The organism is Lysobacter oryzae DSM 21044, from assembly GCF_059568595.1.
This window is the reverse complement of record NZ_JCANTQ010000008.1, coordinates 663,299-688,974: the sequence shown is the minus strand read 5'-3', so window position 1 is coordinate 688,974 and position 25,676 is coordinate 663,299. Positions and strand designations below refer to the sequence as shown.

21 protein-coding genes are annotated in these 25,676 nt (G+C 65.7%); 11 read left to right on the top strand and 10 right to left on the bottom strand.

Annotation, left to right across the window (positions count from 1 at the left end):
- The first annotated feature begins 5 nt into the window (after positions 1-5).
- The gene (locus BP05_RS03365; protein WP_496360639.1) at positions 6-3,473 is read left to right on the top strand and encodes an efflux RND transporter permease subunit; all 3,468 of its coding nucleotides are present in this window, start codon (positions 6-8) and stop codon (positions 3,471-3,473) included.
- A 49-nt stretch (positions 3,474-3,522) separates the two neighbouring features.
- Complete coding sequence (locus tag BP05_RS03360) at positions 3,523-6,627, top strand: efflux RND transporter permease subunit (RefSeq protein ID WP_496360408.1); 3,105 nt, start codon at positions 3,523-3,525, stop codon at positions 6,625-6,627.
- An 85-nt stretch (positions 6,628-6,712) separates the two neighbouring features.
- Here BP05_RS03360 and BP05_RS03355 read toward each other — a convergent pair whose 3' ends face one another.
- From BP05_RS03355 to ykgO, 7 genes are all read right to left on the bottom strand, one after another.
- A complete protein-coding gene (locus BP05_RS03355; protein WP_496360406.1) occupies positions 6,713-7,930 on the bottom strand; it encodes a TraB/GumN family protein in 1,218 nt (405 codons plus the stop codon).
- A 109-nt stretch (positions 7,931-8,039) separates the two neighbouring features.
- Positions 8,040-8,978: an alpha/beta hydrolase gene (locus tag BP05_RS03350; protein ID WP_496360404.1), complete on the bottom strand. Its 939-nt coding sequence runs from the start codon at positions 8,976-8,978 to the stop codon at positions 8,040-8,042.
- Between the two features lie 20 nt (positions 8,979-8,998).
- Positions 8,999-9,601, bottom strand: a complete 603-nt coding sequence (locus BP05_RS03345) for a TetR/AcrR family transcriptional regulator (RefSeq protein WP_496360402.1) — start codon at positions 9,599-9,601, stop codon at positions 8,999-9,001.
- Between the two features lie 59 nt (positions 9,602-9,660).
- Positions 9,661-10,548 (bottom strand): carbon-nitrogen hydrolase, encoded by an 888-nt coding sequence (locus tag BP05_RS03340; protein WP_496360401.1) that lies wholly within the window; start codon positions 10,546-10,548, stop codon positions 9,661-9,663.
- A 116-nt stretch (positions 10,549-10,664) separates the two neighbouring features.
- Complete coding sequence (locus tag BP05_RS03335) at positions 10,665-11,699, bottom strand: agmatine deiminase family protein (RefSeq protein WP_496360399.1); 1,035 nt, start codon at positions 11,697-11,699, stop codon at positions 10,665-10,667.
- An 87-nt stretch (positions 11,700-11,786) separates the two neighbouring features.
- Positions 11,787-12,197 carry a hypothetical protein gene (locus tag BP05_RS03330; protein WP_496360398.1) on the bottom strand — a complete coding sequence of 137 codons (411 nt, stop codon included), beginning with the start codon at positions 12,195-12,197 and terminating at the stop codon, positions 11,787-11,789.
- A gap of 155 nt (positions 12,198-12,352) precedes the next feature.
- The gene (ykgO, locus tag BP05_RS03325; RefSeq protein WP_010342887.1) at positions 12,353-12,478 is read right to left on the bottom strand and encodes a type B 50S ribosomal protein L36; all 126 of its coding nucleotides are present in this window, start codon (positions 12,476-12,478) and stop codon (positions 12,353-12,355) included.
- Positions 12,479-12,639: 161 nt separating this feature from the next.
- Between ykgO and cmk the strand changes: the two genes are divergently transcribed.
- From cmk to galU, 8 genes are all read left to right on the top strand, one after another.
- A complete protein-coding gene (gene cmk, locus BP05_RS03320; protein WP_496360390.1) occupies positions 12,640-13,311 on the top strand; it encodes a (d)CMP kinase in 672 nt (223 codons plus the stop codon).
- Positions 13,312-13,465: 154 nt separating this feature from the next.
- Positions 13,466-15,154 carry a 30S ribosomal protein S1 gene (gene rpsA / locus BP05_RS03315; RefSeq protein WP_496360388.1) on the top strand — a complete coding sequence of 563 codons (1,689 nt, stop codon included), beginning with the start codon at positions 13,466-13,468 and terminating at the stop codon, positions 15,152-15,154.
- 153 nt (positions 15,155-15,307) lie between these two features.
- A complete protein-coding gene (locus BP05_RS03310; RefSeq protein WP_460734253.1) occupies positions 15,308-15,610 on the top strand; it encodes an integration host factor subunit beta in 303 nt (100 codons plus the stop codon).
- Between the two features lie 141 nt (positions 15,611-15,751).
- On the top strand, positions 15,752-16,012 hold the full coding sequence (locus tag BP05_RS03305; protein WP_496360386.1) for a hypothetical protein: 261 nt from the start codon (positions 15,752-15,754) through the stop codon (positions 16,010-16,012).
- A 2-nt stretch (positions 16,013-16,014) separates the two neighbouring features.
- Positions 16,015-17,190, top strand: a complete 1,176-nt coding sequence (lapB, locus tag BP05_RS03300; RefSeq protein WP_496360384.1) for a lipopolysaccharide assembly protein LapB — start codon at positions 16,015-16,017, stop codon at positions 17,188-17,190.
- Between the two features lie 4 nt (positions 17,191-17,194).
- Complete coding sequence (locus BP05_RS03295) at positions 17,195-18,205, top strand: MraY family glycosyltransferase (protein ID WP_496360382.1); 1,011 nt, start codon at positions 17,195-17,197, stop codon at positions 18,203-18,205.
- On the top strand, positions 18,202-20,115 hold the full coding sequence (locus BP05_RS03290; protein ID WP_496360380.1) for a polysaccharide biosynthesis protein: 1,914 nt from the start codon (positions 18,202-18,204) through the stop codon (positions 20,113-20,115). The genes BP05_RS03295 and BP05_RS03290 overlap by 4 nt, the downstream gene beginning before the upstream one ends.
- The gene (gene galU / locus BP05_RS03285) at positions 20,115-21,032 is read left to right on the top strand and encodes a UTP--glucose-1-phosphate uridylyltransferase GalU (RefSeq protein ID WP_496360378.1); all 918 of its coding nucleotides are present in this window, start codon (positions 20,115-20,117) and stop codon (positions 21,030-21,032) included. The genes BP05_RS03290 and galU overlap by 1 nt, the downstream gene beginning before the upstream one ends.
- 38 nt (positions 21,033-21,070) lie before the next feature.
- Here the strand turns inward: galU and BP05_RS03280 are convergent, their stop codons facing one another.
- Positions 21,071-21,502 carry a hypothetical protein gene (locus tag BP05_RS03280; RefSeq protein ID WP_496360376.1) on the bottom strand — a complete coding sequence of 144 codons (432 nt, stop codon included), beginning with the start codon at positions 21,500-21,502 and terminating at the stop codon, positions 21,071-21,073.
- A gap of 149 nt (positions 21,503-21,651) precedes the next feature.
- Between BP05_RS03280 and BP05_RS03275 the strand changes: the two genes are divergently transcribed.
- Positions 21,652-21,978: a tRNA-binding protein gene (locus tag BP05_RS03275; protein ID WP_496360637.1), complete on the top strand. Its 327-nt coding sequence runs from the start codon at positions 21,652-21,654 to the stop codon at positions 21,976-21,978.
- Positions 21,979-22,038: 60 nt separating this feature from the next.
- Here the strand turns inward: BP05_RS03275 and BP05_RS03270 are convergent, their stop codons facing one another.
- Complete coding sequence (locus BP05_RS03270) at positions 22,039-23,247, bottom strand: acetyl-CoA C-acyltransferase (RefSeq protein WP_496360374.1); 1,209 nt, start codon at positions 23,245-23,247, stop codon at positions 22,039-22,041.
- A 23-nt stretch (positions 23,248-23,270) separates the two neighbouring features.
- Positions 23,271-25,646 (bottom strand): 3-hydroxyacyl-CoA dehydrogenase/enoyl-CoA hydratase family protein, encoded by a 2,376-nt coding sequence (locus BP05_RS03265; protein WP_496360372.1) that lies wholly within the window; start codon positions 25,644-25,646, stop codon positions 23,271-23,273.
- Positions 25,647-25,676 lie beyond the last annotated feature (30 nt).

Genomic DNA, 25,676 nt, shown 5'->3' with positions numbered 1-25,676 from the left:
CTTCAATCGTGAGCCATACCTCGCAAGCCTCATCGGGTTTGATCGAGTTCGCCACTCGCCGCCGTGTAACGGTGGCGATGGTGACGATCACCTTCGTACTGTTCGGCTTCATCGCGTTGTCGAACCTCAAGGTCAACCTGCTCCCCGACCTCAGTTATCCCACCCTGACCGTGCGCACCGAGTACACCGGTGCCGCGCCGACGGAAATCGAAACCCTGATCACCGAGCCCGTCGAAGAGGCCGTCGGCGTGGTCAAGGGCCTGCGCAAGCTCAAGTCGGTATCGCGCACGGGGCAGAGCGACGTCGTGCTCGAGTTCGCGTGGGGCACGGACATGGACCAGGCCAGCCTGGAAGTGCGCGACAAGATGGAAGTCGTGCAATTGCCGCTGGAGGCCAAGAAGCCGGTCCTGCTGCGCTTCAATCCGTCGACCGAGCCGATACTGCGCCTGGCGCTGACCTCGAAGCTCGAAGGTGATTCCGTCCGTTCGCTCGGTGCGCTGCGTCGTTACGCCGAAGAAGACCTCAAGAAGAAGCTGGAACCAGTCGACGGCGTCGCCGCGGTGAAAGTCGGCGGCGGCCTCGAGGACGAGATCCAGGTCGACATCGACCAGCAGAAGCTCGCGCTGCTGAACCTGCCGATCGAGACCGTCATCCAGCGCCTGCAGCAGGAGAACATCAACATCTCCGGCGGTCGCCTGGAAGAAGGTTCGCAGCGCTACCTGGTGCGGACCGTCAACCAGTTCGCCACCGTGGATGAAATCCGCGAAATGCTCGTGACCACGCAGGCCGCGGGCGGCGGTGCGGCCGCCAATGCAGCCGCCGAAATGGCGCGGGTGGCCGCGGCGACGGGCAACGCAGCCGCCATGGCTGCGGCGCAATCCGTGCAGAGCGCCAACTCCAGCGGCTCCAGTACGGTTGCGGGCGGCATGCCGGTGCGGTTGAAGGACATCGCCGAAGTCCGCCAGGGCCACAAGGAACGCGAGGCCATCATCCGTCTCGCCGGCAAGGAAGCGGTCGAACTGGCGATCTACAAGGAAGGCGACGCGAATACGGTAGCCACTGCCGACGCCATCCAGGCCCGGCTGAAGGAGTTGAAGGACCAGATTCCGGCCGACGTCGAGCTGACCACCATCGACGACCAGTCGCAGTTCATCCGCCACGCCATCAGCGACGTCAAGCTCGATGCGGTCATCGGCGGCTTCCTCGCGATCCTGATCATCTTCCTGTTCCTGCGTGACGGCTGGAGCACGTTCGTGATCGGCCTGTCGCTGCCCGTGTCGATCATCGCGACGTTCTTCTTCATGGACCAGCTCGGCCTGAGCCTCAACGTGATGTCGCTGGGCGGGCTCGCACTGGCGACGGGCCTGGTGGTCGACGACTCGATCGTCGTGCTCGAATCCATCGCCAAGGCGCGCGAACGCGGCCTGGGCATCCTCGACGCGGCGATCCAGGGCACGCGCGAAGTGAGCATGGCCGTCGTGGCGTCGACGCTGACGACCATCGCGGTATTCCTGCCGCTGGTGTTCGTGGAAGGCATCGCCGGACAGCTGTTCCGCGACCAGGCGCTGACCGTGGCGCTGGCGATCGCGATCTCGCTGGTCGTGGCGATGACGCTCATCCCGATGCTGAGCGCCCTGAAGGGCCGCGCCCCGATGTCGTTCCCGGAAGAAGCGCCGCACCCGAAGTGGCAGCCCGCATCGCGCGTGCTCAAGCCCGTTGCCGCGGTCGAACACGGCATCGGCGCGGCATCGCGTGGCGGCTTCTTCGGCATCGCCTGGGTGATCGTGCGGATCTGGCGCGGGCTCAGCGCCGTGGTCGGTCCGGTCATGCGCAAGGCCAGCGACCTCGCCATGGCCCCGTACCACCGCGCCGAAAACAGCTACCTGAAGCTGCTGCCGGCCGCGCTGGGCAAGCCCTGGCTGGTGCTGGGTTCGGCGACCGCGGTATTCCTCCTCACCTTGGCCGTGGTGCCCATGCTGGGCGCCGACCTGATCCCGCAGCTGGCCCAGGACCGCTTCGAGATGACGGTGAAGCTGCCCCCGGGCACGCCGCTGCGCGACACCGATGAGCTGGTGCGCGAACTGCAGCGCCAGCATGCCAAGGACGACGGCATCTCGGTGTTGTACGGCGTCAGCGGCAGCGGGACGCGGCTGGATGCGAATCCCACAGAGAGCGGCGAAAACATCGGCAAGCTGACGGTGGTGATGGCCAACGGCGGCAGCAAGCAGATCGAAGCGGCCGAGACCGAACGCCTCCGCGAAACCATGGCCGGGCATACCAATGCCCAGGTCAACTTCGCCCGGCCGGAACTCTTCAGCTTCTCCACGCCGCTCGAGATCGAATTGAGCGGCAACGACCTGGCAACCATCGAGCGTGCGGGCCAGCAGATGGCCGCGATGCTGCGCAAGAACGCGCACTACGCGGACGTGAAGTCGACGGTGGAGCAGGGTTTCCCCGAGATCCAGATCCGCTTCGACCAGGACCGCGCCGCGGCCTTGGGCCTGACCACGCGCCAGATCGCCGACGTGGTGGTGAAGAAGGTGCGCGGCGACGTCGCCACGCGCTACAGCTTCCGCGACCGCAAGATCGACGTGCTGGTCCGTGCGCAGGAGTCCGATCGCGCCTCGGTCGACAGCATCCGCCACCTGATCGTCAACCCGGGCAGTTCACGTCCGGTGACGCTCGATTCCGTCGCCGACGTGATTGCGACCACCGGGCCCAGCGAGATCCACCGCGCCGACCAGGTGCGCGTGGCCATCGTGTCGGCCAACCTGCGCGACATCGACCTGGGCGGTGCCGTCCAGGAAGTGCAGCAGATGGTCGACGACCAGCCGCTCGGCGCCGACGTCCGCATGCACATCGGCGGCCAGGGCGAGGAGCTGGACGAGTCGGTCAAGTCGCTGATGTTCGCCTTCGGGCTGGCGGTGTTCCTGGTCTACCTGGTGATGGCCTCGCAGTTCGAGTCGCTGCTGCATCCGTTCGTCATCCTCTTCACCATCCCGCTGGCCCTGGTCGGCGCGGTGCTCGCGCTGCTGCTGACGCGTTCCCCGGTCTCGGTGGTGGTGTTCATCGGCCTGATCCTGCTGGTCGGCCTGGTGGTGAAGAACGCGATCATCCTGATCGACAAGGTCAACCAGCTGCGCGAGGACGGCGTGGCCAAGCGTGATGCCCTGATCGAGGGCGCTCGCTCGCGACTGCGCCCGATCATCATGACCACCACGTGCACGCTGTTCGGCTTCCTGCCGCTGGCGCTCGCGTTCGGCGAAGGTGCGGAAGTCCGCTCGCCGATGGCGATCACCGTGATCGGTGGCCTGCTGGTGTCGACCATGCTGACGCTGGTCGTGATCCCGGTCGTATACGACCTGCTGGACCGCCGCGCCGACGCCTACTACCGCGAACGCGGACTGCGTGCGCGCCGCGAGAAGGCCGAGACCGAAGCCGCGATCGATGCGGATCCGGAGGCGGCAGGATGATTGCGTACGCCTCCCTCCCTTCAACCGTCATCAGCGGGAGCGAAGCCGCATGAGCGTCGCAGAGCTGAGCATCAAGCGTCCCGTCACGGCGATCATGTTCTTCGTGTCGCTGTTCGTCGTCGGCCTGATTGCCGCGGTACGCCTCCCGCTGGAGGCGTTCCCCGAGGTCTCGCCGCCCTTCATCTTCGTGCAGCTGCCGTATGCCGGTTCGACGCCGGAGGAAGTCGAGCGCACCGTGCTGCGCCCGGTCGAAGAGGCGATGTCGACCATGAGCGGCATCAAGCGCATGGACTCGGAGGCCAAGGCGGACGGCGCGCAGGTCTTCATGCAGTTCAAGGACTGGAACCGCGATGTCGCAATCGCGGCGTCGGAAGCGCGCGAGCGCATCGACGCCATCCGCGAGGACCTGCCGACCGACCTGCAGCGCTACTTCGTCTTCAAGTTCTCCACCACGGACCAGCCCGTGCTGCGCGTGCGCCTGGCCAGCCAGTCGCAGAACCTCGTCAATGCCTATGACCTGATCGAACGCGAGTTCAAGCGCCGCCTGGAACGCATTCCCGGCGTGGCCCGCGTGGAGATCTCCGGCGCACCGGCGAACGAAGTCGAGGTGGCGATCCAGCCGGACCGGCTGACCGCGCACGGCATCGGCCTGAACGACCTCACCAAGAGCCTGCAGGCACTGAACTTCTCGGTGTCCGCCGGCGAGATCGAGGACGGCGGGCGTCGCCTGCGCGTGCAGCCCGTGGGCGAGCTCACCGACCTGCAGCAGTTGCGCGACCTGGTCGTCGCCAAGGGCGTGCGGCTGGGTGACATCGCCGATGTCCGCCTGAAGCCTGCGCGCATGGACATGGGACGCCGGCTCGATGGCCATCCTGCCGTGGGCCTGGACATCTTCAAGGAGCGCAACGCCAACCTCGTCGATGTCTCGAAGAACGCGCTGAACGAGGTCAAGGCGATCCAGAAGGAGCCGGAACTGCAGGGTGTCCAGGTCAAGATCATCGAGGACCAGGGCGAGAACGTGACCAAGTCGCTGCTGGAGCTGGCCGAGGCCGGCGGCATCGGCCTGCTGCTGTCGATCGCGGTGCTGTTCTTCTTCCTGCGCCACTGGCCGTCGACGCTGATGGTGACCCTCGCGATCCCGATCTGCTTCGTGATGACGCTGGGCTTCATGTACTTCACCGGCGTGACCCTCAACATCCTCTCGATGATGGGATTGCTGCTGGCCGTCGGCATGCTCGTGGACAACGCCGTGGTGGTGGTCGAAAGCATCTACCAGGAACGCGAGAAGATGCCGGACCAGCCGCGGCTGGCCTCGATCCTGGGCACGCGCCATGTAGCAATCGCGCTGTCGGCGGGCACGCTCTGCCACTGCATCGTGTTCGTGCCGAACCTGTTCGGCGACCGCAACTTCATCAGCATCTACATGTCGCAGATCGCGATCACCATCTCGGTGTCGCTGCTGGCGTCGTGGCTGGTGGCGGTCAGCCTCATCCCGATGATTTCCGCCCGTCTCAAGACGCCCCCGGCGATCCGCAGCGAAGGTGGCCTGATTCCGCGCCTGCAACGAGGCTATGCCCGTTTCCTGCGCTGGACGCTGGAGCATCGCGGCAAGAGCATCCTCGGCATCATCCTGATCATCCTCGTCAGCTTCGTGCCGATGAAGCTGACCAAGGTGAACATGTTCGGCGGCGAGCAGGGCAAGGAGACCGAGTTCTACTACCAGTGGAACGGCAGCTACACCAAGGAACAGATGTCGGACGAGGTCCAGCGCGTGGAGGCGTTCTTCGACGCCAACCGCAAGCGCTTCCACATCCAGCAGGTCTATTCCTGGTACAGCGAGCAGGGTTTCGCCGGTACGCGCGTCACCTTCGACGACAACGCCGGTGCGATCAAGCCGCTGGTCGACACCATCAGCAAGGAACTGCCGAAGTCGGCGCGCGCCACGATCGGCGCCGGCGACCAGGGCGGGCCGGGCGGTGGCGGTGGGCCGGGCCAGAAGGCCCAGGTGTTCCTGGTCGGCGATTCCACCCAGACGCTCGCAGACCTGGGGCGCGACATCGTGCCGATCCTGGCCAAGCGCAAGGAACTGCGCGACGTCCGCGTCGACATCGGCGATACCAATAGCGAGCTCAACGTACGCGTCGACCGCGAACGCGCGGCCGCCTTCGGCTTCAGCGCCCAGCAGGTGTCGCAGTTCGTAGGCCTGGCCCTGCGCGGTGCGCCGTTGCGCGAGTTCCGCCGCGGTGAAAGCGAAGTGCCGGTATGGGTGCGGTTCGCCGGCGCGGACAAGTACGGCGTCGAGGACATCGCCTCGTTCACCGTGCGCGCCCCGGACGGCCGCAACGTGCCTCTGCTGGCCATGGTCGATGTCGAAGTCCGGCCGGCCGCGACGTCGATCAAGCGGGCCAATCGCCAGACCACGCTGACCATCACGGCCGGGTTGCCGGACAAGGTCACCATGCCGGATGCACGCAAGGCCATCGAGGAGGTGCTCAAGTCGGTCTCGTTCCCGGCGGGCTACAGCTACACCTTCGAAGGCGGCGGCTTCGGCGACGACGACGAGGCGATGAAGCAGATGTTCTTCAACCTGTTCATCGCGCTGATCCTGATCTACATCGTGATGGCCGCGGTGTTCGAGTCTCTGCTGTTCCCATCGGCGATCATGAGCGGCGTGCTGTTCTCCGTGTTCGGCGTGTTCTGGCTGTTCTGGCTCACGGGCACCGAGTTCAACATCATGGCCTTCATCGGCATCCTGGTGTTGATGGGCGTGGTCGTGAACAACGGCATCGTGATGATCGAGCACATCAACAACCTGCGCCGCCGCGGCCTGTCGCGGACCGAGGCGCTGGTCGAGGGCAGCAAGGAACGACTGCGTCCGATCCTGATGACCATGGGCACGGCGATCCTGGCGATGGTGCCGATCGCGATCGGCGGCACGCAGATGGGCGGCAATGGTCCTGCGTACTACCCGATGGCCCGTGCGATCGCTGGTGGCCTGGCGTTCTCGACAGTCGTCAGCCTGCTGTTCCTGCCGACGATCTACGCGATGCTCGACGACCTGCGTGCGGGCACCACCCGCACCATCGCCCGAGCACGCGGCAAGCGGGACGCAACGCTGCCGGGTGCGTCGGTGACGGCGATCAGCGCGGAGTAGCCATCGGCCGGTTCCGGGCAGTCGCCACAAGCAAAAAGCCGGACTCGCGAGAGCCCGGCTTTTTTGTGGTCGGTGCCAGGAGGCTTCAGGCCGCGAGCTTGGCGGCGATCCGAAGTCCCGCCAGCCAGACACCGATCATGGTGCCGAAATTGGTGAGCAGGAAATTCAGCACCACGCGCGCGACGCGATTGCGGTACCAGCCGCGGAGCGTCTGCGCGTCTTCACGCAGGGCGAGGAAGTCGCCATAAGCGGGCTTGCGACGTTGCGCCTCGATCAGCGCGGTGACCGCGCCGGTGGGCACGCCGGGACGGAATGGCTTCAGCGGCGCGACGAGCGCGGCACCGAGCACGCTGAGCGGATGGCCCGCGGCCAGGATGCAGCCCAGGGCAGCGAAGCCGGCGGTGAACATCACCCACTGCTTCAGCAGATCCGCGCCGACCGCCCAGCCGCCGTGCCAGAAGCCCCAGCCGATGCCGGTAAGAATCAGCGCCATGATCGCCAGGGTCACCCACGGCACGCGGCGCTTGGCCTTCACCGTTTCCAGTTCGGTGCGCAAGGCTTCGGGATCGCGGGTTTCCTCGCGCAGGTGCCGGGCCAGGCCTTGGAGATGTCCTGCGCCGACCACGGCCAGCACTTCGCGTGCATCGCCGCTGGTCTCGCGCAGGCGCGCGGCCATGTAGCGGTCGCGCTCGGCGATCACGCTTTCGTAAAGCTCGGGGCTGCTGCTGGCGAACTCACTGAAACTGGCTTCCAGCATGTCGCCCTGCTTGAGCTTCTCGATGTCTTCGGCGCCGACTTCATCGTCGGCGAAGAGACTGGCGACCAGGCCGCTGCCGAGCTTCATCCTGCCCCAGAAGCCGAGCTTGGCCGAGGCGCGCTTGAAGGTCAGGCCGACCTCGCGATCGATCAGGTGGACGGGCAGGTTGCGCTCGCGCGCCTCCAGCACGGCCTGTTTGAGTTCCGCGCCCGGCTCGATGCCGAGTTGCTCGGCGAGGCGGCGCTGGTAGGCCGAGAGCGCGAGGTTGGCGGCAAACATGGCCACGCGCCCGGTGCGGATCACCTGGATCAGGTCGAGCTTCGCCAGCGCCTCCGGATCGGTCAACGCCTGCAGGCGCGGCGGGTCGAGTTCGACCGCGACGGCGTCGAAGCGGCCGGTGCCGATGGCTTCCTTGACCGCGTCGATGCTGGCGCGCGACACATGTGCGGTTCCCAGCAGGGTGTAGCGGACACCGTCACGTTCGACGATGGCGTGCGGCTGCGTGGCGAGGAAGGCGTCGGGAGTTGCGGAGGCTTCAGCGGTCATCACGGATCTGGCTTGCGGCGGAACGCCGGCATTTCTACCGGCGGCCGCGCAGCATAGTCGTTCCGCCGTGCCGCTGTCCGCGTGGACGCCCTCCTGCGGGAACGTCGGTTCAGGCAAAACCGTAGGGCAGGTTGGGGCTGGAGACCACGCGTTCGCCGACCGTCTCGCCACGCAGGAAACGCATGGCCGCCGCGATCACGCCGGGATCGTCAGCGATGCGGTTGTGGCCGAGGCCCTGGGTGCTCAGCAGCCGCGATTCATGCCAGAAGCGTGCGTAACGCTCGCCTTCGGACCATGGCACTTCGCGATCCTCGACGTCGTGCACGATCAGCGCCGGCCTGCCGATCCTGGGCGCGTTGTTGTGCGCCTGCAGGTCGTCGGCATCAAAGCGCATGGCCTGCTCGAAGCGCGCGAACATGCGCCGGCCCAGATAGCCAGCCAGCCACACGAAGCGCGAAAAGCGTTCAACCGCCGCGAGCGGATCGGCGGCGGGGGCAATCAGGATCGCGCGTTCCGCCTGTAGTCCACGCGCCAGGGCCAGCGCGCTGGCCGCACCGCCAAGCGAGTGTCCGATTACGGCGGCCGCAGGGCCGAAATGGCGGGCGACCGCAAGCAGGTGACAGGTGAAGTCGGGCAGGGTCGTATACATGCCCCCGCTTCGCCCGTGTGCGGCCTGGTCGAAGGCAACCACGGCATAGCCCGCGTCACGCAGCGGTTTGAGCCACGACGCGATGCGCGTGCCATGGCTGGACCAACCGTGCGCGAACAACACGTACGGCTGCTGGTGGGGATCGCCCCAGACGTAGGCGTGGATGCGGGTGCCGTCGATCTCGAGTTCCAGTTCGGCGGCGTCGAAGGTTGGCGCGGCCAAGGCGCGCGCGCGTGACGACGCGAACGGTTTCGTGAACAGCCGGGCGGCCTTGCGGACCACCACTTCAGGCGCGAACCAGGCGCCGAACAGGAACTCGAGTCGAACCGCATACAGCGGCAAAACATTACGAACGATCGTGCTAATCGAAGGCGAGCGATTGGACGTGACGGCGGCCATGGCGGATACCTCGTGGGAGATCAGGCGGAGTTGGCGGCGAACCAGCGCTCGACGGCGCGTTCGCCCAAGGCGCGGGCGTGGTCGTACCCGAACAGCCCGGACTGGTGGTGGACGGTCAGCGGAATCGCGTAGAGCTCGAAGGCGTACTGCTCGCTGTCGCCGGGGCGAAGGTGGCCGCAGTCGATCGCGAGTTCGATGGCGCGACGCAGTACATCGCGCCAGCGGGCTTCATTGCGCGCGACCTGGTCGTGCAGCGGGCCGGGCCGGTCGTCGTATTCGGTGACCGAGCTCATCAGCACGCAGCCACCGCGGTTGGTGGAGCGGACCCACTCGAACCAGTTGTGCATGATCGCGCGCAGGCGCGGCAGCCCTCTCGGCTGCGCGAGCGCCGGGCCCAGGACGGCCTCGCCGAAGCGCGTGGCCGCGGATTCGATGACCGCTAATTGCAGTTCCTCGCGCGAGCCGAAGTGGGCGAACACGCCACTCTTGGACATCCCCACCGCTTGGGCCAGCGGGCCGATGGAGAGGCCTTCCACGCCCGAGAGACGCGCCATTTCGTATGCGCGTTCGACGATCGCGTCGCGGGTTGCTGCGCCCTTGGTAGTTGCCGTCAATGCGTTCACGGCAGCGAAGATAGCACGACCGTTCGTTTTTATTCTGCCGTTCGTCGGTCGGCTGGGCGTCAGTCGCGATAGCGCTTCAGCAGGTCGCCGTAGGCATCGATGCGGCGATCGCGCAGGAACGGCCAGATCCGGCGGACATGCTCGCTGCGCTCCATGTCGATTTCGCACATCAGGATTTCCGGCTCGTTCTGGCCGGCTTCGGCCAGGAATTCGCCCTGCGGGCCGAGCACATGGCTCGAGCCCCAGAACTGGATCCCGGAGGTGCCCAAGGGCGAGGCCTCATGGCCGATGCGGTTGCAGGAAAGCACCGGCAGGCCGTTGGCGACCGCGTGGCCGCGATGGCTGAGGATCCAGGCGTTGCGCTGGCGATCCTTCTCGGGCTGGGCATCATCCGGGTCCCAGCCGATCGCGGTCGGGTACAGCAGCAGCTCCGCCCCGGCCAGCGCCATGAGGCGCGCGCCCTCGGGGTACCACTGGTCCCAGCAGACCATCACGCCGAGGCGCCCGACCGAGGTGTTGATCGGTTCGAAACCGATATCGCCCGGAGTGAAATAGAACTTCTCGTAGAAGCCCGGATCGTCGGGGATATGCATCTTGCGGTACTTGCCCGCCGTCGAACCGTCCTTCTCAAAGACCACTGCCGTGTTGTGGTAGAGGCCCGTCGCGCGCTTCTCGAACAGCGAGCTGACCAGCACCACCCCATGCTGCTTGGCGAGTCGTCCCAGGCGTTCCGTGCTGGGGCCGGGGATGGTCTCGGCGAGGTCGAATTCGCTGACGCTCTCGTGCTGGCAGAAGTAGGGGCCGTTGTGCAGTTCCTGCAGCAGGACCAGTCGCGCGCCACGTTTGGCCGCCTCCGCGACGCGGGCCTCGATGACCGTCAGGTTGGCATCGGCATCGCCGTGGTTTCGCTCCTGGACCAGGGCAACGGGCAGGCTGGTTTTCTTCATGACCGATGCGGCTCCCTAAATGGCTGGCGCGATTGTAGTCGGCGCGATGCGCACGGCGGGTTTGCCCCTCGTGCGCCGGATGGGTGCAGGACGTGCGTTCCGCACGAGCGGAATTGCTAGGCCACAAGGCCCGCCGGCAGCTGCATGGTGATGCAGTGCAGGCTGCCGTTCTGCCAGATCAGTGGGCGGCAGGGGACCGCGATGATCTCGCGGTCCGGGAAGGCCTGCGCAAGCACCGCCTGCGCCTCTGCGTCGGCCGGATCGCCGTAGCCCGGCATCAGCACCGCGCCATTGATGATCAGGAAGTTGGCATAGCTCGCCGCCAGTCGACGGCCTCCGTCGATCACCGGCTTGGCCCACGGCAGGGGGAACAACCGGTACGGCTGGCCGTCGCGGGTGCGCAGGGCGGCGATCTCGTCGGCCATCGCCTTGAGCTCGGGGTAATGCGAGTCGGCCGGATCGTCGCAGGCCTGGAAGACGATGGCGTCGGGTGCGGCAAAGCGGGCGAGGGTGTCGATATGCGCATCGGTGTCGTCACCTTCCAGGTAGCCGTGGTCGAGCCACAGCACGCGGTCCTGATGCAGCCAGCCGGCCAGCTTACGGGTGATCTCCTCGCGGGAGGCATCCGGATGGCGCTCGTGCAGGCATTGCCAGGTGCTCAGCAAGGTGCCGTCGCCGTCGGTCTCGATGGCCCCGCCTTCCAAAGCAAAATCAATCGGTTGGCGTGAACTGTTGACAAACAGTCGCAATCCATCGAGGCGCTCGATCAACTGGTCGTCGCGACTGGCCTCGAATTTCCCGCCCCAGCCGGTAAAGCGGAAATCCAGCAGGCGGAAGCCGCTGCCGTCGGGCAACGAGATCGGGCCGGAATCGCGCAGCCAGGTGTCGTCGTATTCGGCCGGCACGAAGCGCACGCGCGACAGGTCCACCCGCGCAGAGCGCAGGCGCGCTTCCGCGTAGGTTTGCAGGTCGTCATCGGCGACGCAGATCACTACCGGCTGGAAGCGGGTAATGGCGGCGACCAGGGCAATGTAGGTTTCCTCGACTTCGCCCAGGCGTTCGGCCCAGTCGGTTTCGGCATGGGGCCAGGCAATCAGGACCGCGGACTGCGGTTCCCATTCCGCGGGGAAGCGAGGAGGGGCAGGATTCATTGGGTATTGGGGCAATAAAAACGGCGGGAGATGATACCCGCCGTCGGATGATTCATGAGTTTTGTCCCCGTCGCGCGGGGATGCGAATTACTTGATCGGCGGTTTCGGGCCGATTTCCTGCGCATCGGCCTTGTTGGCGACGACGTCGATTACCTTGCTCTTCTCGAAGTACACCGTGAAGGCCGGATAGACCCAGCGATTGATCATCGGCCACTGGCGCTTCTGGCCGCCGCGCGGGTCGAGCTTTTCCGACGGCGCGCCGTACTTGGATTCGACCTGGGCCATGGTCTGGCCGCGGACCGGCATGCTCGCCTTGTTTTCTTCTTGTACGCGCTCGATGAGCAGCGTGCTGGTCTGGACCTCGGTAGTGGCCGGCTGGGTCTCGACTGCAGCAGGCTGGGTCTCGACTTCGGCGGGCTGGGTCTCGGTCTGGGCCGAAGCAGCGCCGGCCAGGGCCAGGAGGGCGAACATCGGAATGGCGGCAATACGGGCATTCATAGCGTGGCACTCCCCAGTGGACGGGCGATTGTACGCACAAGCGTGCAGAAGTCGGCAGCAAGACGCCGTCACGGTTTTGCACGCCGGCGGCCCTTGCCGGAAACGCAAAAGGCCGCCTTGCGGCGGCCTTTTCGTCGAACCTGGAACGCTGGCGCTTAGCGCTGGCGAGCCTTGAAGCGCGGGTTCGACTTGCAGATCACGAAGACCTTGCCACGGCGGCGAACGACCTTGCAGTCGCGGTGACGGGCCTTCGCCGACTTCAGGGAGGACAGGACCTTCATGACAGAGACCTCGGACGAAATGGGTGAAAGACGGGTGGAGCGAAACGAAGCCCGCAATTCTAGAGGACAAATTGCCGGCGGATCAAGTGGTTGCACCGGCGAAGGAGGCGCCACGGGTCGGCGCGCGGGATTGGGCTCGCCCGCGTCGGCATAATGAACGGATGAGCGACCCCATTCCCGTACTGACCATCGACGGCCCCTCCGGCTCCGGAAAGGGCACCATCAGCCGCCTCGTCGCCCAGCGACTGGGCTGGCATTACCTGGATTCGGGCGCCCTGTACAGGGCCGTCGGGGTGGCTGCTGGCTGGGAGGGCGTCGACCTCGATGATCATGCCGCCTTGGTCCGCTGCACCTTTGACACCCGGATCGAGTTTCGGGAGGTGGGCAGCGAGCTACGGGTAGTGGTCAACGGCGTGGATGCGACCGACGAACTGCGCACTGAGACGGCCGGCGCCGCCGCCTCGGCCATCGCGGCTATCCCGGAGGTGCGCGCCGCGCTGAAGGATCGCCAGCGGGTGTTCCGCCAATCCCCGGGGTTGGTCGCCGACGGGCGGGACATGGGTACGGTGATCTTCCCCGACGCCTCCCACAAGGTGTTCCTGACCGCCAGTGCGGAGGAAAGGGCAGAAAGACGCTATAAGCAGTTGATGGAAAAAGGAGTTTCCGTTACATTGAGCGGTCTGCTGCGGGAGATCCTCGCCCGTGACGCCCGTGACGCCCAGCGTGCCGTGGCGCCGTTGCGACCGGCCGATGACGCCGTCCGCATCGACACCACCGGACTCGGGATCGAAACGGTCGTCGAGCAGGTGCTGGCCTTGTTGCCGAAGCACTGAGCGAATCGTCTTTCGCGGCAGATACAACTCCCATCGCATGGTGCGTTGGGGTTCCATCCACTGGTACGAATCCTCGTACCGCACAACGGGTGGGTCGCCGGATCAGTGTCATGTCCCCCGTCTGCGACCCGTGTGTTCAACCGAGTAATTTTCAATGACCGAATCATTTGCCGAACTGTTTGAACAGAGCCAGACCAATCTGGCCAAGCTGAAGCCGGGCTCCATCGTCATCGGCACCGTCGTGGATGTCCGCGGCGACGTCGTGGTGATCAACGCCGGCCTCAAGTCCGAAGGCATCGTGCCGATCGAACAGTTCCGGAACGACGCTGGCGAAATCGACGTGGGCATCGGCGACGAAGTCAAGGTCGCCCTCGACTCGATCGAGAACGGCTTCGGCGAGACAGTGCTGTCGCGCGAGAAGGCCAAGCGTTCGATGGTGTGGGACGAGCTGGAAGAAGCTCTCCAGGCCAACGCCACGATCACCGGCCGCATCAGCGGCAAGGTCAAGGGCGGTTTCACCGTCGACATCAAGGACGTCCGCGGCTTCCTGCCCGGTTCGCTGGTCGACGTGCGCCCGGTGCGCGACTCGTCCTACCTCGAGGGCAAGGAACTCGAGTTCAAGCTCATCAAGCTCGACCGCAAGCGCAACAACATCGTCGTCTCCCGCCGTGCGGTGGTCGAGAGCGAACATTCGGAAGAGCGCGAGCAGCTGCTTGAGAAGCTGGTCGAGGGCGCCGTGCTGAAGGGTGTGGTCAAGAACCTCACCGATTACGGCGCGTTCGTCGACCTCGGCGGCATCGATGGCCTGCTGCACATCACCGACATGGCTTGGAAGCGCGTGCGTCACCCGAGCGAAGTGGTCGAAGTCGGCCAGGAACTCGACGTCCGCGTGCTCAAGTACGACCGCGAGCGCAACCGCGTCAGCCTCGGCCTCAAGCAGCTTGGCGAGGATCCGTGGGACAACATCGCCCGCCGTTACCCGGCCAACACCCGCGTGTTCGGCAAGGTCTCCAACGTCACCGATTACGGCGCGTTCGTCGAGATCGAGCCGGGCGTCGAAGGCCTGGTGCACGTCTCCGAAATGGATTGGACCAACAAGAACGTCAACCCGTCGAAGATCGTGCAGGTCGGCGACGAAGTGCAGGTCATGGTCCTCGACGTGGACGAAGAGCGTCGCCGCATCTCGCTGGGCATGAAGCAGGTCACCTCGAATCCGTGGGAGACCTTCTCCGTCCTGCACAAGAAGGGCGACAAGGTTTCGGGCCAGATCAAGTCGATCACCGACTTCGGCATCTTCATCGGCCTGGACGGCGGTATCGACGGCCTGGTGCACCTGTCCGACATCAGCTGGAACACCACCGGCGAAGACGTCGTGCGCAACTACAAGAAGGGCGACACGCTGGAAGCCGTGGTGCTGGCCGTCGATCCGGAGCGCGAACGCATCTCGCTCGGCGTCAAGCAGCTGGAACAGGACCCGATGGGTCAGTACGTGGCGACCAACGCCAAGGGCTCGATCGTCAAGGGCATCGTGAAGGAAGTCGACGCCAAGGGCGCAACCGTCGAACTCGACGGCGGCATCGAAGGCTACGTCTCTGCGCGCGATATCTCGAACGAGCGCGTGGACGATGCCAGCAAGGTGCTGAAGGTCGGCGACGAAATCGAAGCCAAGATCGTCGGCACGGACCGCAAGGGTCGCAGCATGCAGCTGTCGATCAAGGCGAAGGACCAGGCCGAGCAGGCCGAGGCGCTGGCCGATTACAACCGTGCGGCGGCCGATGCTTCCAGTGGCACCACCAAGCTGGGCGCGCTGCTGCGCGAACAGCTCGGCAACAAGGGCGAGTAATCGCCCCTGTTGAGGTAAGTTGTTGAAACAACGAGGGCGGCCCGGCATGCCGGGTCGCCTTCGGTCTGTAAGACGATCCGGCCCGGTCCGGATCGAAAGAGGAGGGCGCAGTGGGGTGCGTCCGCCCGGAAGTCAGGGGAGCGAAGCCACGTCATGACCAAGTCCGAACTGATCGAGATCCTGTCGCAGCGTCAGGCGCACCTGAAAGGCGACGACGTGGATCTGGCGGTAAAGGCACTGCTCGAAATGATGGGCGGCGCGCTCTCCAGCGGAGAGCGGATCGAGATCCGCGGCTTCGGCAGTTTCTCCCTCCATTTCCGTCCGCCTCGCCTGGGCCGCAACCCGAAGACCGGCGAGTCGGTAGCTTTGCCTGGCAAGCACGTTCCGCACTTCAAGCCGGGCAAGGAATTGCGAGAGCGCGTCAGCGGCGTGACCCCGGTCGAAGAGAACGATTGACAGCGGCACGTCCGGCGGCACGTCCGCGCGGCACGGGGATTTCCGATGCGCTCGCATCAATCGACCGCGATTGCGCATCGCGCCGGCGCCTTGCGTCCGTTAAGCTAATTCGATGACGACAAGGGCCGTTCGGAGGGCGTCATGCGCGTAATCCGCCTGCTGGTTGCAATCGCGTGCATCGCGCTGGGCGCGGTGGTAGGTGCGCTCAACCGCGAAGCGACCATCGTCGACCTGGGTGCCGTGCGCATCCCGACAACCCTGGGCGTCGCCATGCTCGTCGCGCTGTTGCTTGGCGTCCTGATCGGCGGGCTCGCCATTGCTGCGAGCGTCGCCCTGCCACTGCGGCGCCGGCTTGCACGCATTGAGCGTCAAGTCGTTTCCCCGGCCAACACTGGAACCTGACGATGGAATTCATCAACGAGTGGTTCTGGTTCTTCCTTCTTCTGCCGATTGCCGCGATCAGCGGCTGGGTGATCGGCCGCCGCGGCGGTGAGCGCCATAGCGACAGCCAGGTCAGCAAGTTGTCCATGACCTACTTCCGCGGGCTCAACTACCTGCTCAACGAGCAGCCGGACAAGGCCATCGAGTTGTTCCTGCACATCGCCGAACTCGACAAGGACACCTTCGAGACGCAGGTCGCGCTCGGACATCTCTTCCGCCGTCGTGGCGAGGTCGATCGAGCGATTCGCCTTCATCAGGCGCTGGTGCAGCGGCCCGGCCTGAGCGACCAGCAGAAGGTACAGGCGCTGCTGGCGCTGGGCGAGGATTACATGCGCTCGGGTCTGCTGGATCGCGCGGAGACCGTCTTCAGCGATCTCGTGGCCCTGGACATGGCCCCGCTCGCACTTAAGCACCTGATCGGGATCTACCAGTCGGAGCGCGACTGGGACAAGGCGATCGAGAACGCGCGCCGCTACGAGGCCGCCACGGGCGAGGCGATGGGAAAGTTGATCGCTCAGTTCGAATGCGAGGTGGCCGAGCGCCAGCGTGCCTCGGGCGACACCGATGCCTCGCGAGCGGCGGTGGCCCGTGCCTACGAAGCCGACGCGAACTCCGTGCGCGCGGGCATGATCGAAGGCCGCATCGAACTGGATGCCGGCAACGATCCCGGCGCAATCCGCGCATTCGAGCGGGTGGCCAGGGCTGATCCGGACTACCTCCCCGAAATATTGCCCTCGTTGCTGCCGGCGTACGAACGCGCAGGCGATCACCCGGGTGCCAGGGCTTTCCTGGCGGAGATGTGCGAGCACTATCGCGGCATTTCGCCGGTGCTTGCACTCACCCAGATGGTCGAAGCCGATGAAGGCGTTTCAGCCGCTCGTGCCTACCTGGCGCGCCAACTCAAGGATCGCCCCTCGGTGCGTGGCGAGGCCGCGCTGATCGACCTCACGCTGGCGGAGCAGGCCGATCCGCTGGCGACGCTGCACGATCTAAAGCACATCACCGACCAGCTGCTGGTGCGCAACCCGAGCTACCGCTGCACCCGCTGCGGGTTCGGCGCGCGCAGCCACCACTGGCAATGCCCGAGTTGCAAGGAGTGGGGCACCGTCAAGCCGCTGCTGAATTACGCGGTGGTTTGAGCCGATGCTCCTTTGGCTCTTCCTGCATTTCGCGATCGGCTTGGTCGGAACCTGGCTGGCGCGGAAGTACGCCATCGAGCGTGACCTGATCGACCACCCGGGCGAGCGCCGCAGCCACGAAGTGCCGACGCCGCGCGGCGGAGGCGTCGCCGTGGTCATCTCGCTGTTGATCGCCGGCTGCGTGATCGGTTGGCGAAACCCACAACAGATCGTCCTGGTCGTCGGATTCCTGACGGGGTTGTCGCTGATTGCGGGGATCGGAATGGCCGATGACCACCGGCCGCTGTCCCCGTGGTTGCGTTTGGCCGTACAGGCGCTCGCGGCAAGCCTGTTCGCGCTGGCCGTTGCGGGAACCTGGGGAAGCATTGGGATCGCCGTGCTGGCCTTCGCGGCAGTGATGGTGCTCACCAACGTCTGGAACTTCATGGACGGCATCAATGGCATCGCCGCGACCCAGGCGGTGCTGGTCGCGCTTGGGTTGGCGTTTGTGATCGGCAGTGGCTGGTCCTGGCTGGCGCTGGCGCTGGCTGCCGCCTGCCTGGGATTCCTGCCGTTCAATTTCCCGCGAGCTCGCATCTTCCTGGGCGACGTGGGCAGCGGGGCGCTTGGATTCGCCTTGGCGTGCCTGCTGGTCATCGCCATCGCCACCGGAACCTCGCGCGGCCTGCTGTTGCTGCTGCCCTTGTCGGCCTTCCTGATCGACAGCGGCCTGACCCTGGCGCGCCGGGTGTTTCGCGGCGAGCGTTGGTGGAGCGCCCACGCCCAGCATGCCTACCAGCGCTGGGCGACAGGTGCAGGAACTCACACAATCGTGACATTGGTGTACGCAGGCTGGACCGCTGGTGCCTGGTGGCTGGCTTGGCGGTTGGGGGCGGTGGACGAGAGGCAGATGGCGATCTGGTGCGCGGTCTGGCTGGGAACGACGGTCGCCCTCTGGGGTTGGCTGCAACACTCCTATTCAACAGGTCCGACAATCGAGCCGCAGGCAGCGGCGAAAGGGAAGGGCAGGAAATGAGTTCCTGGTTCGAACGATGGAAGAGCCTGCTGCCGCGCCAGGCCGTGGTGCTGCACGACCTGATGATGGTCTGGGTGGTCTGGCAGTGCCTGCACCGGCTGCGCTGGGGCATGGTCAGCAATCCACCTGAAACGTCGCTCTGGAGCACGGAAATCGCCTTGGTGCTGGCCGCGCAGGGCCTCGTGTTCTGGCAGATCGGGCTCTACCGCGGCCTTTGGCGATTCGCCAGCGTCCCCGACCTCTGGAATATCGTGAAGGCGAGCGTGCTCGGCCTCTTCGCGATCCTGCTGGGGCTGTTCCTGTACAACCGCCTCGACATGGTGCCCCGCACCGTGCTGGTGCTCTATCCGCTCGCGCTGATGGCCTTGCTCGGCGCGCCGCGACTGCTTTACCGCGCCTGGAAGGACAGCCGCGTCGAAGGTCGGGGACGCGAGGGCAACGTTCGCACCCTGATCCTCGGAGCAGGGCGCGCCGGCGAGGCACTGGTCCGCGACCTGAGGCGCGTCGGCAACTACCAACCCGTGGGCTTCCTTGACGACGCTTCCGTTCTGCGCGGCAGCAAGGTGCAGGGTGTACCCGTGCTCGGCACCGTCCAGGACGTCGCCGAGATTGCGCGGGAAACCGCAGCCAAGCTCCTCGTCATCGCCATGCCTTCGGCCGATGCAGTGGCAATGCAGCGTGTGCTGGCAGCTTGCGAGCGCACCGGACTGCCGTTCCGCATGGTCCCCCGGCTCCAGGACGTACTGGAAGGCCGTTCGCTTCCGGGCGAGCTCAAGGAAGTGGCGATCGAGGACCTGCTCGGGCGCAAGCCCGTATTGCCCGATTGGAAGTCGATCCGCGGGTGGCTGGGCGCGCGTACTGTGCTGGTGACAGGTGCTGGTGGCTCGATCGGTTCCGAGTTGTGCCGCCAATGTGCCCGGCATGGCGCGCGCAGGATCGTGCTGATCGAGATCGACGAAATCGCGTTGACGACGACCGAGGCCACGCTTCGTCGCGACTTCCCGGACATCGAATGCGTTCCTCTGTTGGGAGATTGCGGCGACGCCGCACTCATCGGCCACGCTCTGGCGACCACCGAGCCCGACGCGGTGTTCCATGCCGCGGCATACAAGCAGGTACCGCTGCTGGAAGCGCAACTGCGCGAAGCCGTGCGCAACAATGTGCTGGCGACGAGTACGGTCGCGCACGCATGCCGCGAGCATGGCGTGGGCACGTTCGTACTTATTTCCACCGACAAGGCGGTGGACCCGGTGAACGTGCTGGGCGCCACCAAGCGATTGGCGGAGATGACCTGCCAGTCGCTGGCCGACCACCGCTCCACCCGCTTCGTCACAGTCCGCTTCGGCAATGTGCTTGATTCCGCCGGGAGCGTCGTGCCGCTGTTCCGCGAGCAGATCCGCATGGGCGGCCCGGTCACCGTGACGGATCCGGAAGTGACTCGCTTCTTCATGACGATTCCCGAGGCCTGCCAACTGATCCTGCAGGCATCCGCGATCGGCACGCACGAAGCGATCTACACGCTGGACATGGGCGAGCCGGTACCGATCCGCATGCTGGCGGAACAGATGATCCGTCTCGCCGGGAAACAGCCCGGCCGTGATATCGCCATCGTTTACACCGGCCTGCGACCGGGCGAGAAACTGCACGAGACGCTGTTCCACGCGGACGAGCGCTATCGCCCGACCGCGCACCCGAAGATCCTCCAGGCTGAGCCGCGCCAAGTGGCTGCCCAGACCATTGAAAACGCGATCGCGCAACTGCGTGAAGCGAGTGGCCGTTACGACGTCGAAGCGTTGAAACTGCAATTGCGCGCCGCGGTGCCGGAATTCGAGCCGATTGGCGCGCATGGCGTGCAACAACCGGCCTCTACCGTGGTCGCATTTCCCACCCGTAGCGTCAGGAAGGTTTGATGTCTCCCGCTCCAAAGCAGACCCGCATTCGCACTGCAGTCTTTCCGGTTGCAGGGCTCGGTACCCGCTTCCTTCCCGCCACGAAGACGGTGCCGAAGGAGATGCTGCCAATCGTCGACAAGCCGCTGATCCAGTACGCCGTTGACGAAGCTGTCGAAGCGGGCTGCGACACCTTGGTCTTCATCACCAACCGGTACAAGCACGCAGTTGCCGACTATTTCGACAAGGCCTACGAGCTCGAGCAGAAGCTCGAGCGTTCGGGCAAGTCAGAGCAGTTGGGCCTGATCCGCAACGTGCTGCCGCCGCATGTGCGGGCGGTCTTCGTCACCCAGGCCGAAGCGCTCGGCTTGGGGCATGCGGTGCTGTGCGCGAAGGCAATCGTCGGCGACCAGCCATTCGCCGTGGTCCTGCCGGACGACCTGATCTGGAACCGCGGCGGCGCGGGTGCACTCAAGCAGATGGCGGACGCGGCCGAAGCCGCGGGGTCGAGCGTGATTGCGGTGCAGGATGTCCCGCGCGAGCAGACGGGCAGCTACGGGATCGTCGCGACCGAATCGTTCGCGAACCGGCAGGGCCGGATCACCGGGATTGTCGAGAAGCCCAAGCCCGAGGCGGCGCCCAGCACCCTCGCGGTGGTGGGGCGTTATGTGCTGAGCCCGCGCATCTTCGAGTTGCTGGAGTCCACGCGGCCTGGAGCAGGCGGCGAGATACAACTGACCGACGCCATCGCCACGCTGTTGACCGAGGAGGTGGTGAATGCCTACCGGTTCAAGGGCACCCGATTCGACTGCGGCACGCACATCGGCCTGATCGAGGCGACGATCCGCTACGCGCTGGACCACGAGAAGTTGAGCGACTCGGCGCGCCGCATGATGCAGAACGCGCTGGACGAGCTTGGGGTCGAAGACCTCCAGTAATCCACCCGCCAAGGCGGCGGGTGCTGCCTTCGCGAGAGTCAACCCGCGAACCGCCACCACGCCCAGATCGACCAGCCGATCAGCGAGCCCCCGAGCGCCAGGACCACCGTGCCCGCCGCTGCAACACGGCGCGCCCATGCCAGACCGGTCGCATCCCGCAATATGCGGACATCGCGCATGGTCTTCCACTGGGCAGGGGGAAACCGGCCCTCGATGCGCGACGCAAATGCCATCCGGCGCAGTGTCAGGCCAAGTCCAAACGCGGGCATTGCCAAGGCCACGCCGAGGCTGGACAGCAGCCAGCGCAACCAAGCACGCACCGTTTCCGGGCTGCTGTTGCCAAGCTCCACGGTGAGGTGTGCGAGCCACAGCTGCAGCTGCCATAGCAGCACGCCGCACATGAGCACGATGCCGGCAAGCAGCCATAGCGCCCGCTTGCGATAGGCTTTGTCTGCGTAATGGATTTCCATGGGGCCTCCTCGATGCCGCAATCACACCCGGGCCCGCGGCCCATGTCCAGACCTCCTGTCAGCCATTCCGCCGCAGCGGTCACAGATCGCAACGAGCGGGCCTGCCCGCGGCCGTGGAGGCAGGCGTGAGCCAGCGCGACGGGGTGGACATGATCGAGTGGAGCGACTTCGAGAAGGTGCTGCTGTGCGCCGGCACCGTCCTGAAGGTGGAGGAGTTTCCCGAGGCGCGAAAGCCCGCGTGGAAACTCTGGGTGGATTTCGGGGCGCACGGGGTGCGCAAGACGAGCGCGCAGGTGAAATCGTTGTATCGCGCCAACGACCTCGTGGGGCGCCAGATCATCGGTGTGATCAACTTTCCGCCCAAACAGGTGGGACCTTTCGTATCCGAGTTCCTGCTCACGGGCTTCCATACCGACGAAGGCGTGGTGATTGCCACCGTGGAGCGGCAGGTACCGAACGGTGCGCGACTGGCCTGAGGGCGGCGCCGAAAGCAAGACGGCGCCCGCAGGCGCCGCCGTGCCAGTTCCATCGTAAGGTTACAAGGACTCGAAAATGCCGGCAGCACCCATGCCGGTGCCGATGCACATCGTGACCATGCCGTATTTCTGCTGGCGGCGGCGCAAGCCATGGACGATGGTGGCAGTACGAACCGCGCCCGTTGCACCGAGGGGATGGCCCAGCGCGATCGCGCCGCCGAGCGGGTTGACCTTGGCCGGATCCAGTTGCGTATCGCGGATGACGGCCAGCGCCTGCGCGGCAAAGGCTTCGTTGAGTTCGATCCAGTCCAGCTGGTCCTTGGTCAGGCCGGCCTGCTTGAGCGCCTTCGGAATCGCCGCGATCGGACCGATGCCCATCACTTCCGGACGCACGCCGGCGACCGAGAAGCTGACGAAGCGGGCCAGCGGCGTCAGGCCATAGTCCTTCACCGCTTGCTCCGAGGCGAGCAACACGGCACCTGCGCCGTCCGACATCTGCGAGCTGTTGCCGGCCGTCACCGTGCCCCCGAACTGGCCGTTGCGGAACACCGGCTTCAGCTTGGACAAACCTTCAAGCGTCGTGTCCGGGCGCGGGCCTTCATCGAGTTCGACCAGGGTCTTCTTCAGGCGGATCGCATTGCCGGCCAGGTCGGGCAGGTGCGAAATCACTTCGAATGGCGTGATCTCGTTGGTGAATTCGCCGGACTGAATCGCCGCGATCGCCTTCTGGTGCGAAGCAAGGGCGAAGGCATCCTGGTCCTCGCGCGAGACCTTCCATTCCTCGGCGACCTTTTCGGCGGTGATGCCCATGCCGTACGCGATGGCGACGTTTTCGTTGTTGGCGAACACGCTCGGCGAAAGTGCGACCTTGTTGCCCATCATCGGCACCATCGACATCGACTCGGTGCCGCCCGCCAGCATCAGGTCGGCGTTGCCCAGGCGGATCTGGTCCGCGGCCAGCGCGACAGCCTGCAGGCCCGACGAGCAGAAGCGATTGATCGTCTGGGCGGCCACCGTGTTGGGCAGGCCGGCCAGCAGCGCGCCGATGCGCGCGACGTTCATGCCTTGCTCGCCTTCGGGCATGGCACAGCCGATGATGGCGTCGTCTATACGGTTGACGTCAATGCCCGGCGCCTGCGCGACCACGCTACGCAACACGTGCGCCAGCATGTCGTCGGGACGGGTGTTGCGGAACACGCCGCGCGGGGCCTTGCCGACCGGGGTGCGGGTGGCGGCGACGATGTAGGCTTCTTGGACTTGCTTGATCATGGTCGTGATTCCTGTGTCGTCGCTCAGTTGCGCAGCGGCTTGCCGGTCTTGAGCATATGGGCGATGCGTTCCTGCGTCTTTGGCATCTGCGCCAGGGCGACGAAGTGTTCGCGTTCCAGCTTGATCAGCCATTCCTCGTCGACGAGGGTGCCGCGGTCCACTTCGCCGCCGCAGATCACGGTAGCTATGCGGGTCGCGATCTCGTAGTCGTGCGGAGAGATGAAGCGCCCTTCCAGCATGTTCACCAGCATCATCTTGAAGGTGGCGATGCCGACGTTACCGGCGACCTGGATGCGGCGCCCCGGCAGGGGCGGGCGGTAGCCGGACTCGGCGAGCGCGCGCGCCTGCTGCCTGGCAACATGCAGCAGTTCGAAGGCGTTGAAGACGACCACGTCGGAGTCGCGCGCCACCTTCAGCGCCTTGGCTTCGAACGCCGAGGTCGAGACCTTGCCCATCGCGACGCTTTCGAATGCGGTCTTGAGCTGTGCGAACACGTCGCCGCCCGGGCCAGCGGCTTCCGATGCACGCACCGCGAATTCCTTCAGGCCGCCGCCGGCCGGAAGCAGGCCCACGCCGGCCTCCACCAGACCGATGTAACTTTCCAGCGCCAGCACTGTCTTCGCTGCGTGCATCTGGAATTCGCAGCCGCCGCCCAGCGCAAGGCCGCGCACCGCGGCGACAACAGGTACCTGGGCGTACTTGATGCGCTGGCTGGTGGCCTGGAAGTTGGCGACCATGGCTTCGAAGCCCTTCATGTCACCCGCTTGCAGCAGGCCGAGCGCGCCTTGCAGGTCCGCGCCGGCCGAGAAGGGCTCCTTCGGTTGCCAGATCACGAGGCCGCGGAAGTCCCGCTCCGCGATTGCGACCGCTTCCTGCAGGCCATTGAGCACGTGGTCGTTGACGGTGTGCAGCTTGGTCTTGAAGCCCACCACCGCGATGTCGTCACCCTCGTCGACCCACATGCGCACGCCGTCGTTCTCGTACACGGTCCGGCCCTGCGAGAACTTCTCCCCGATCAGTGCATCCGGGAAGCGCTGGCGCGCGTAAACGGGGTGGGACGAGCGCGGCACCATCGCCTTGTGCGCCGGGCTGTAGCTGCCCGCGGTGCCATGAACGCCGTCGCGGCCGTCGAACACCCAGTCCGGCAGCGGCGCGCTGCTCATCGCGGCTCCCTTCACGATGTCGTCCGCGATCCACTCCGCCACCTGTTTCCAACCCGCGGCCTGCCAGGTCTCGAACGGACCGAGCGACCAGCCGTAGCCCCAACGGATGGCGAAGTCGACGTCACGCGCGGTGTCCGCAATCGATTCCAGGTGGTAGGCGGTGTAATGGAAGGTGTCGCGGAAGCAGGCCCACAGGAACTGCGCCTGGGGATTCTCGCTGGCGCGCAGCGCGGCGAACTTCTTCGCCGGATCCTTTTCCTTCAGCAGGGCGGCGACATCGGCATCGATCTCGCCGGCGGAAGCGCGGTAGTCCTGCGCCTTCAGGTCAAGAACGAGGATGTCCTTCCCCTTCTTGGTATAGAAGCCCGCACCGGTCTTCTGTCCCAACGCGCCCTTATCGATCAGTCCGGTGAGCCACTTCGGTGCCTTGAAATACTGGTGCCAAGGATCGTCCGGCAGCGTATCGGCCATGGTCTTGATGACGTGGGCCATGGTGTCCAGGCCGACCACATCCGCCGTGCGGTAGGTCGCCGACTTCGGACGGCCGATGGCGGGGCCGGTGAGCGCGTCGACGGTGTCGAAGCCCAAGCCGGACTGCTCGGTGTGGTGCATGGCAGCCAGCATCGAGAACACGCCGATGCGGTTGCCGATGAAGTTCGGAGTGTCCTTGGCGTAGACCACGCCCTTGCCGAGCGTGGTGGTCAGGAACTCCTCGAGGCCCTCCAGCACCGGAGCATCGGTGGTGCGGGCCGGGATCAGTTCGGCCAGGTGCATGTAACGGGGCGGGTTGAAGAAGTGCACGCCGCAGAAGCGATGGCGCAGTTCCTCCGGGAGCACTTCGGCGAGGGCGTTGATGCCCAGGCCCGAGGTGTTGGATGCGAGCACGGTGTGCGGCGGCACGAACGGCGCGATCTTCCGATAGAGGTCCTGCTTCCAGTCCATCCGCTCGGCGATGGCCTCGATGATCAGGTCGCAGCCCGTCAGCAGTTCCAAGCCGGTTTCGTAATTTGCCGCGACGATGCGCTCGGCCAGCGCTTTGTCGGCAAGCGGGGCGGGGCTGAGCTTGGCGAGGTTGGCGACAGCCTTGGTGGCGATGCCGCTGGGGTCGCCTTCCTTTGCCGGCAGGTCGAACAGCACCGTGTCGACGCCGGCGTTGGTCAGGTGGGCCGCGATCTGTGCGCCCATCACGCCAGCGCCCAGCACGGCCGCACGCCGGACAAGTAGTTTCTTAGACATGGATTACAAGTCCTTGATTATGCGCGAGCA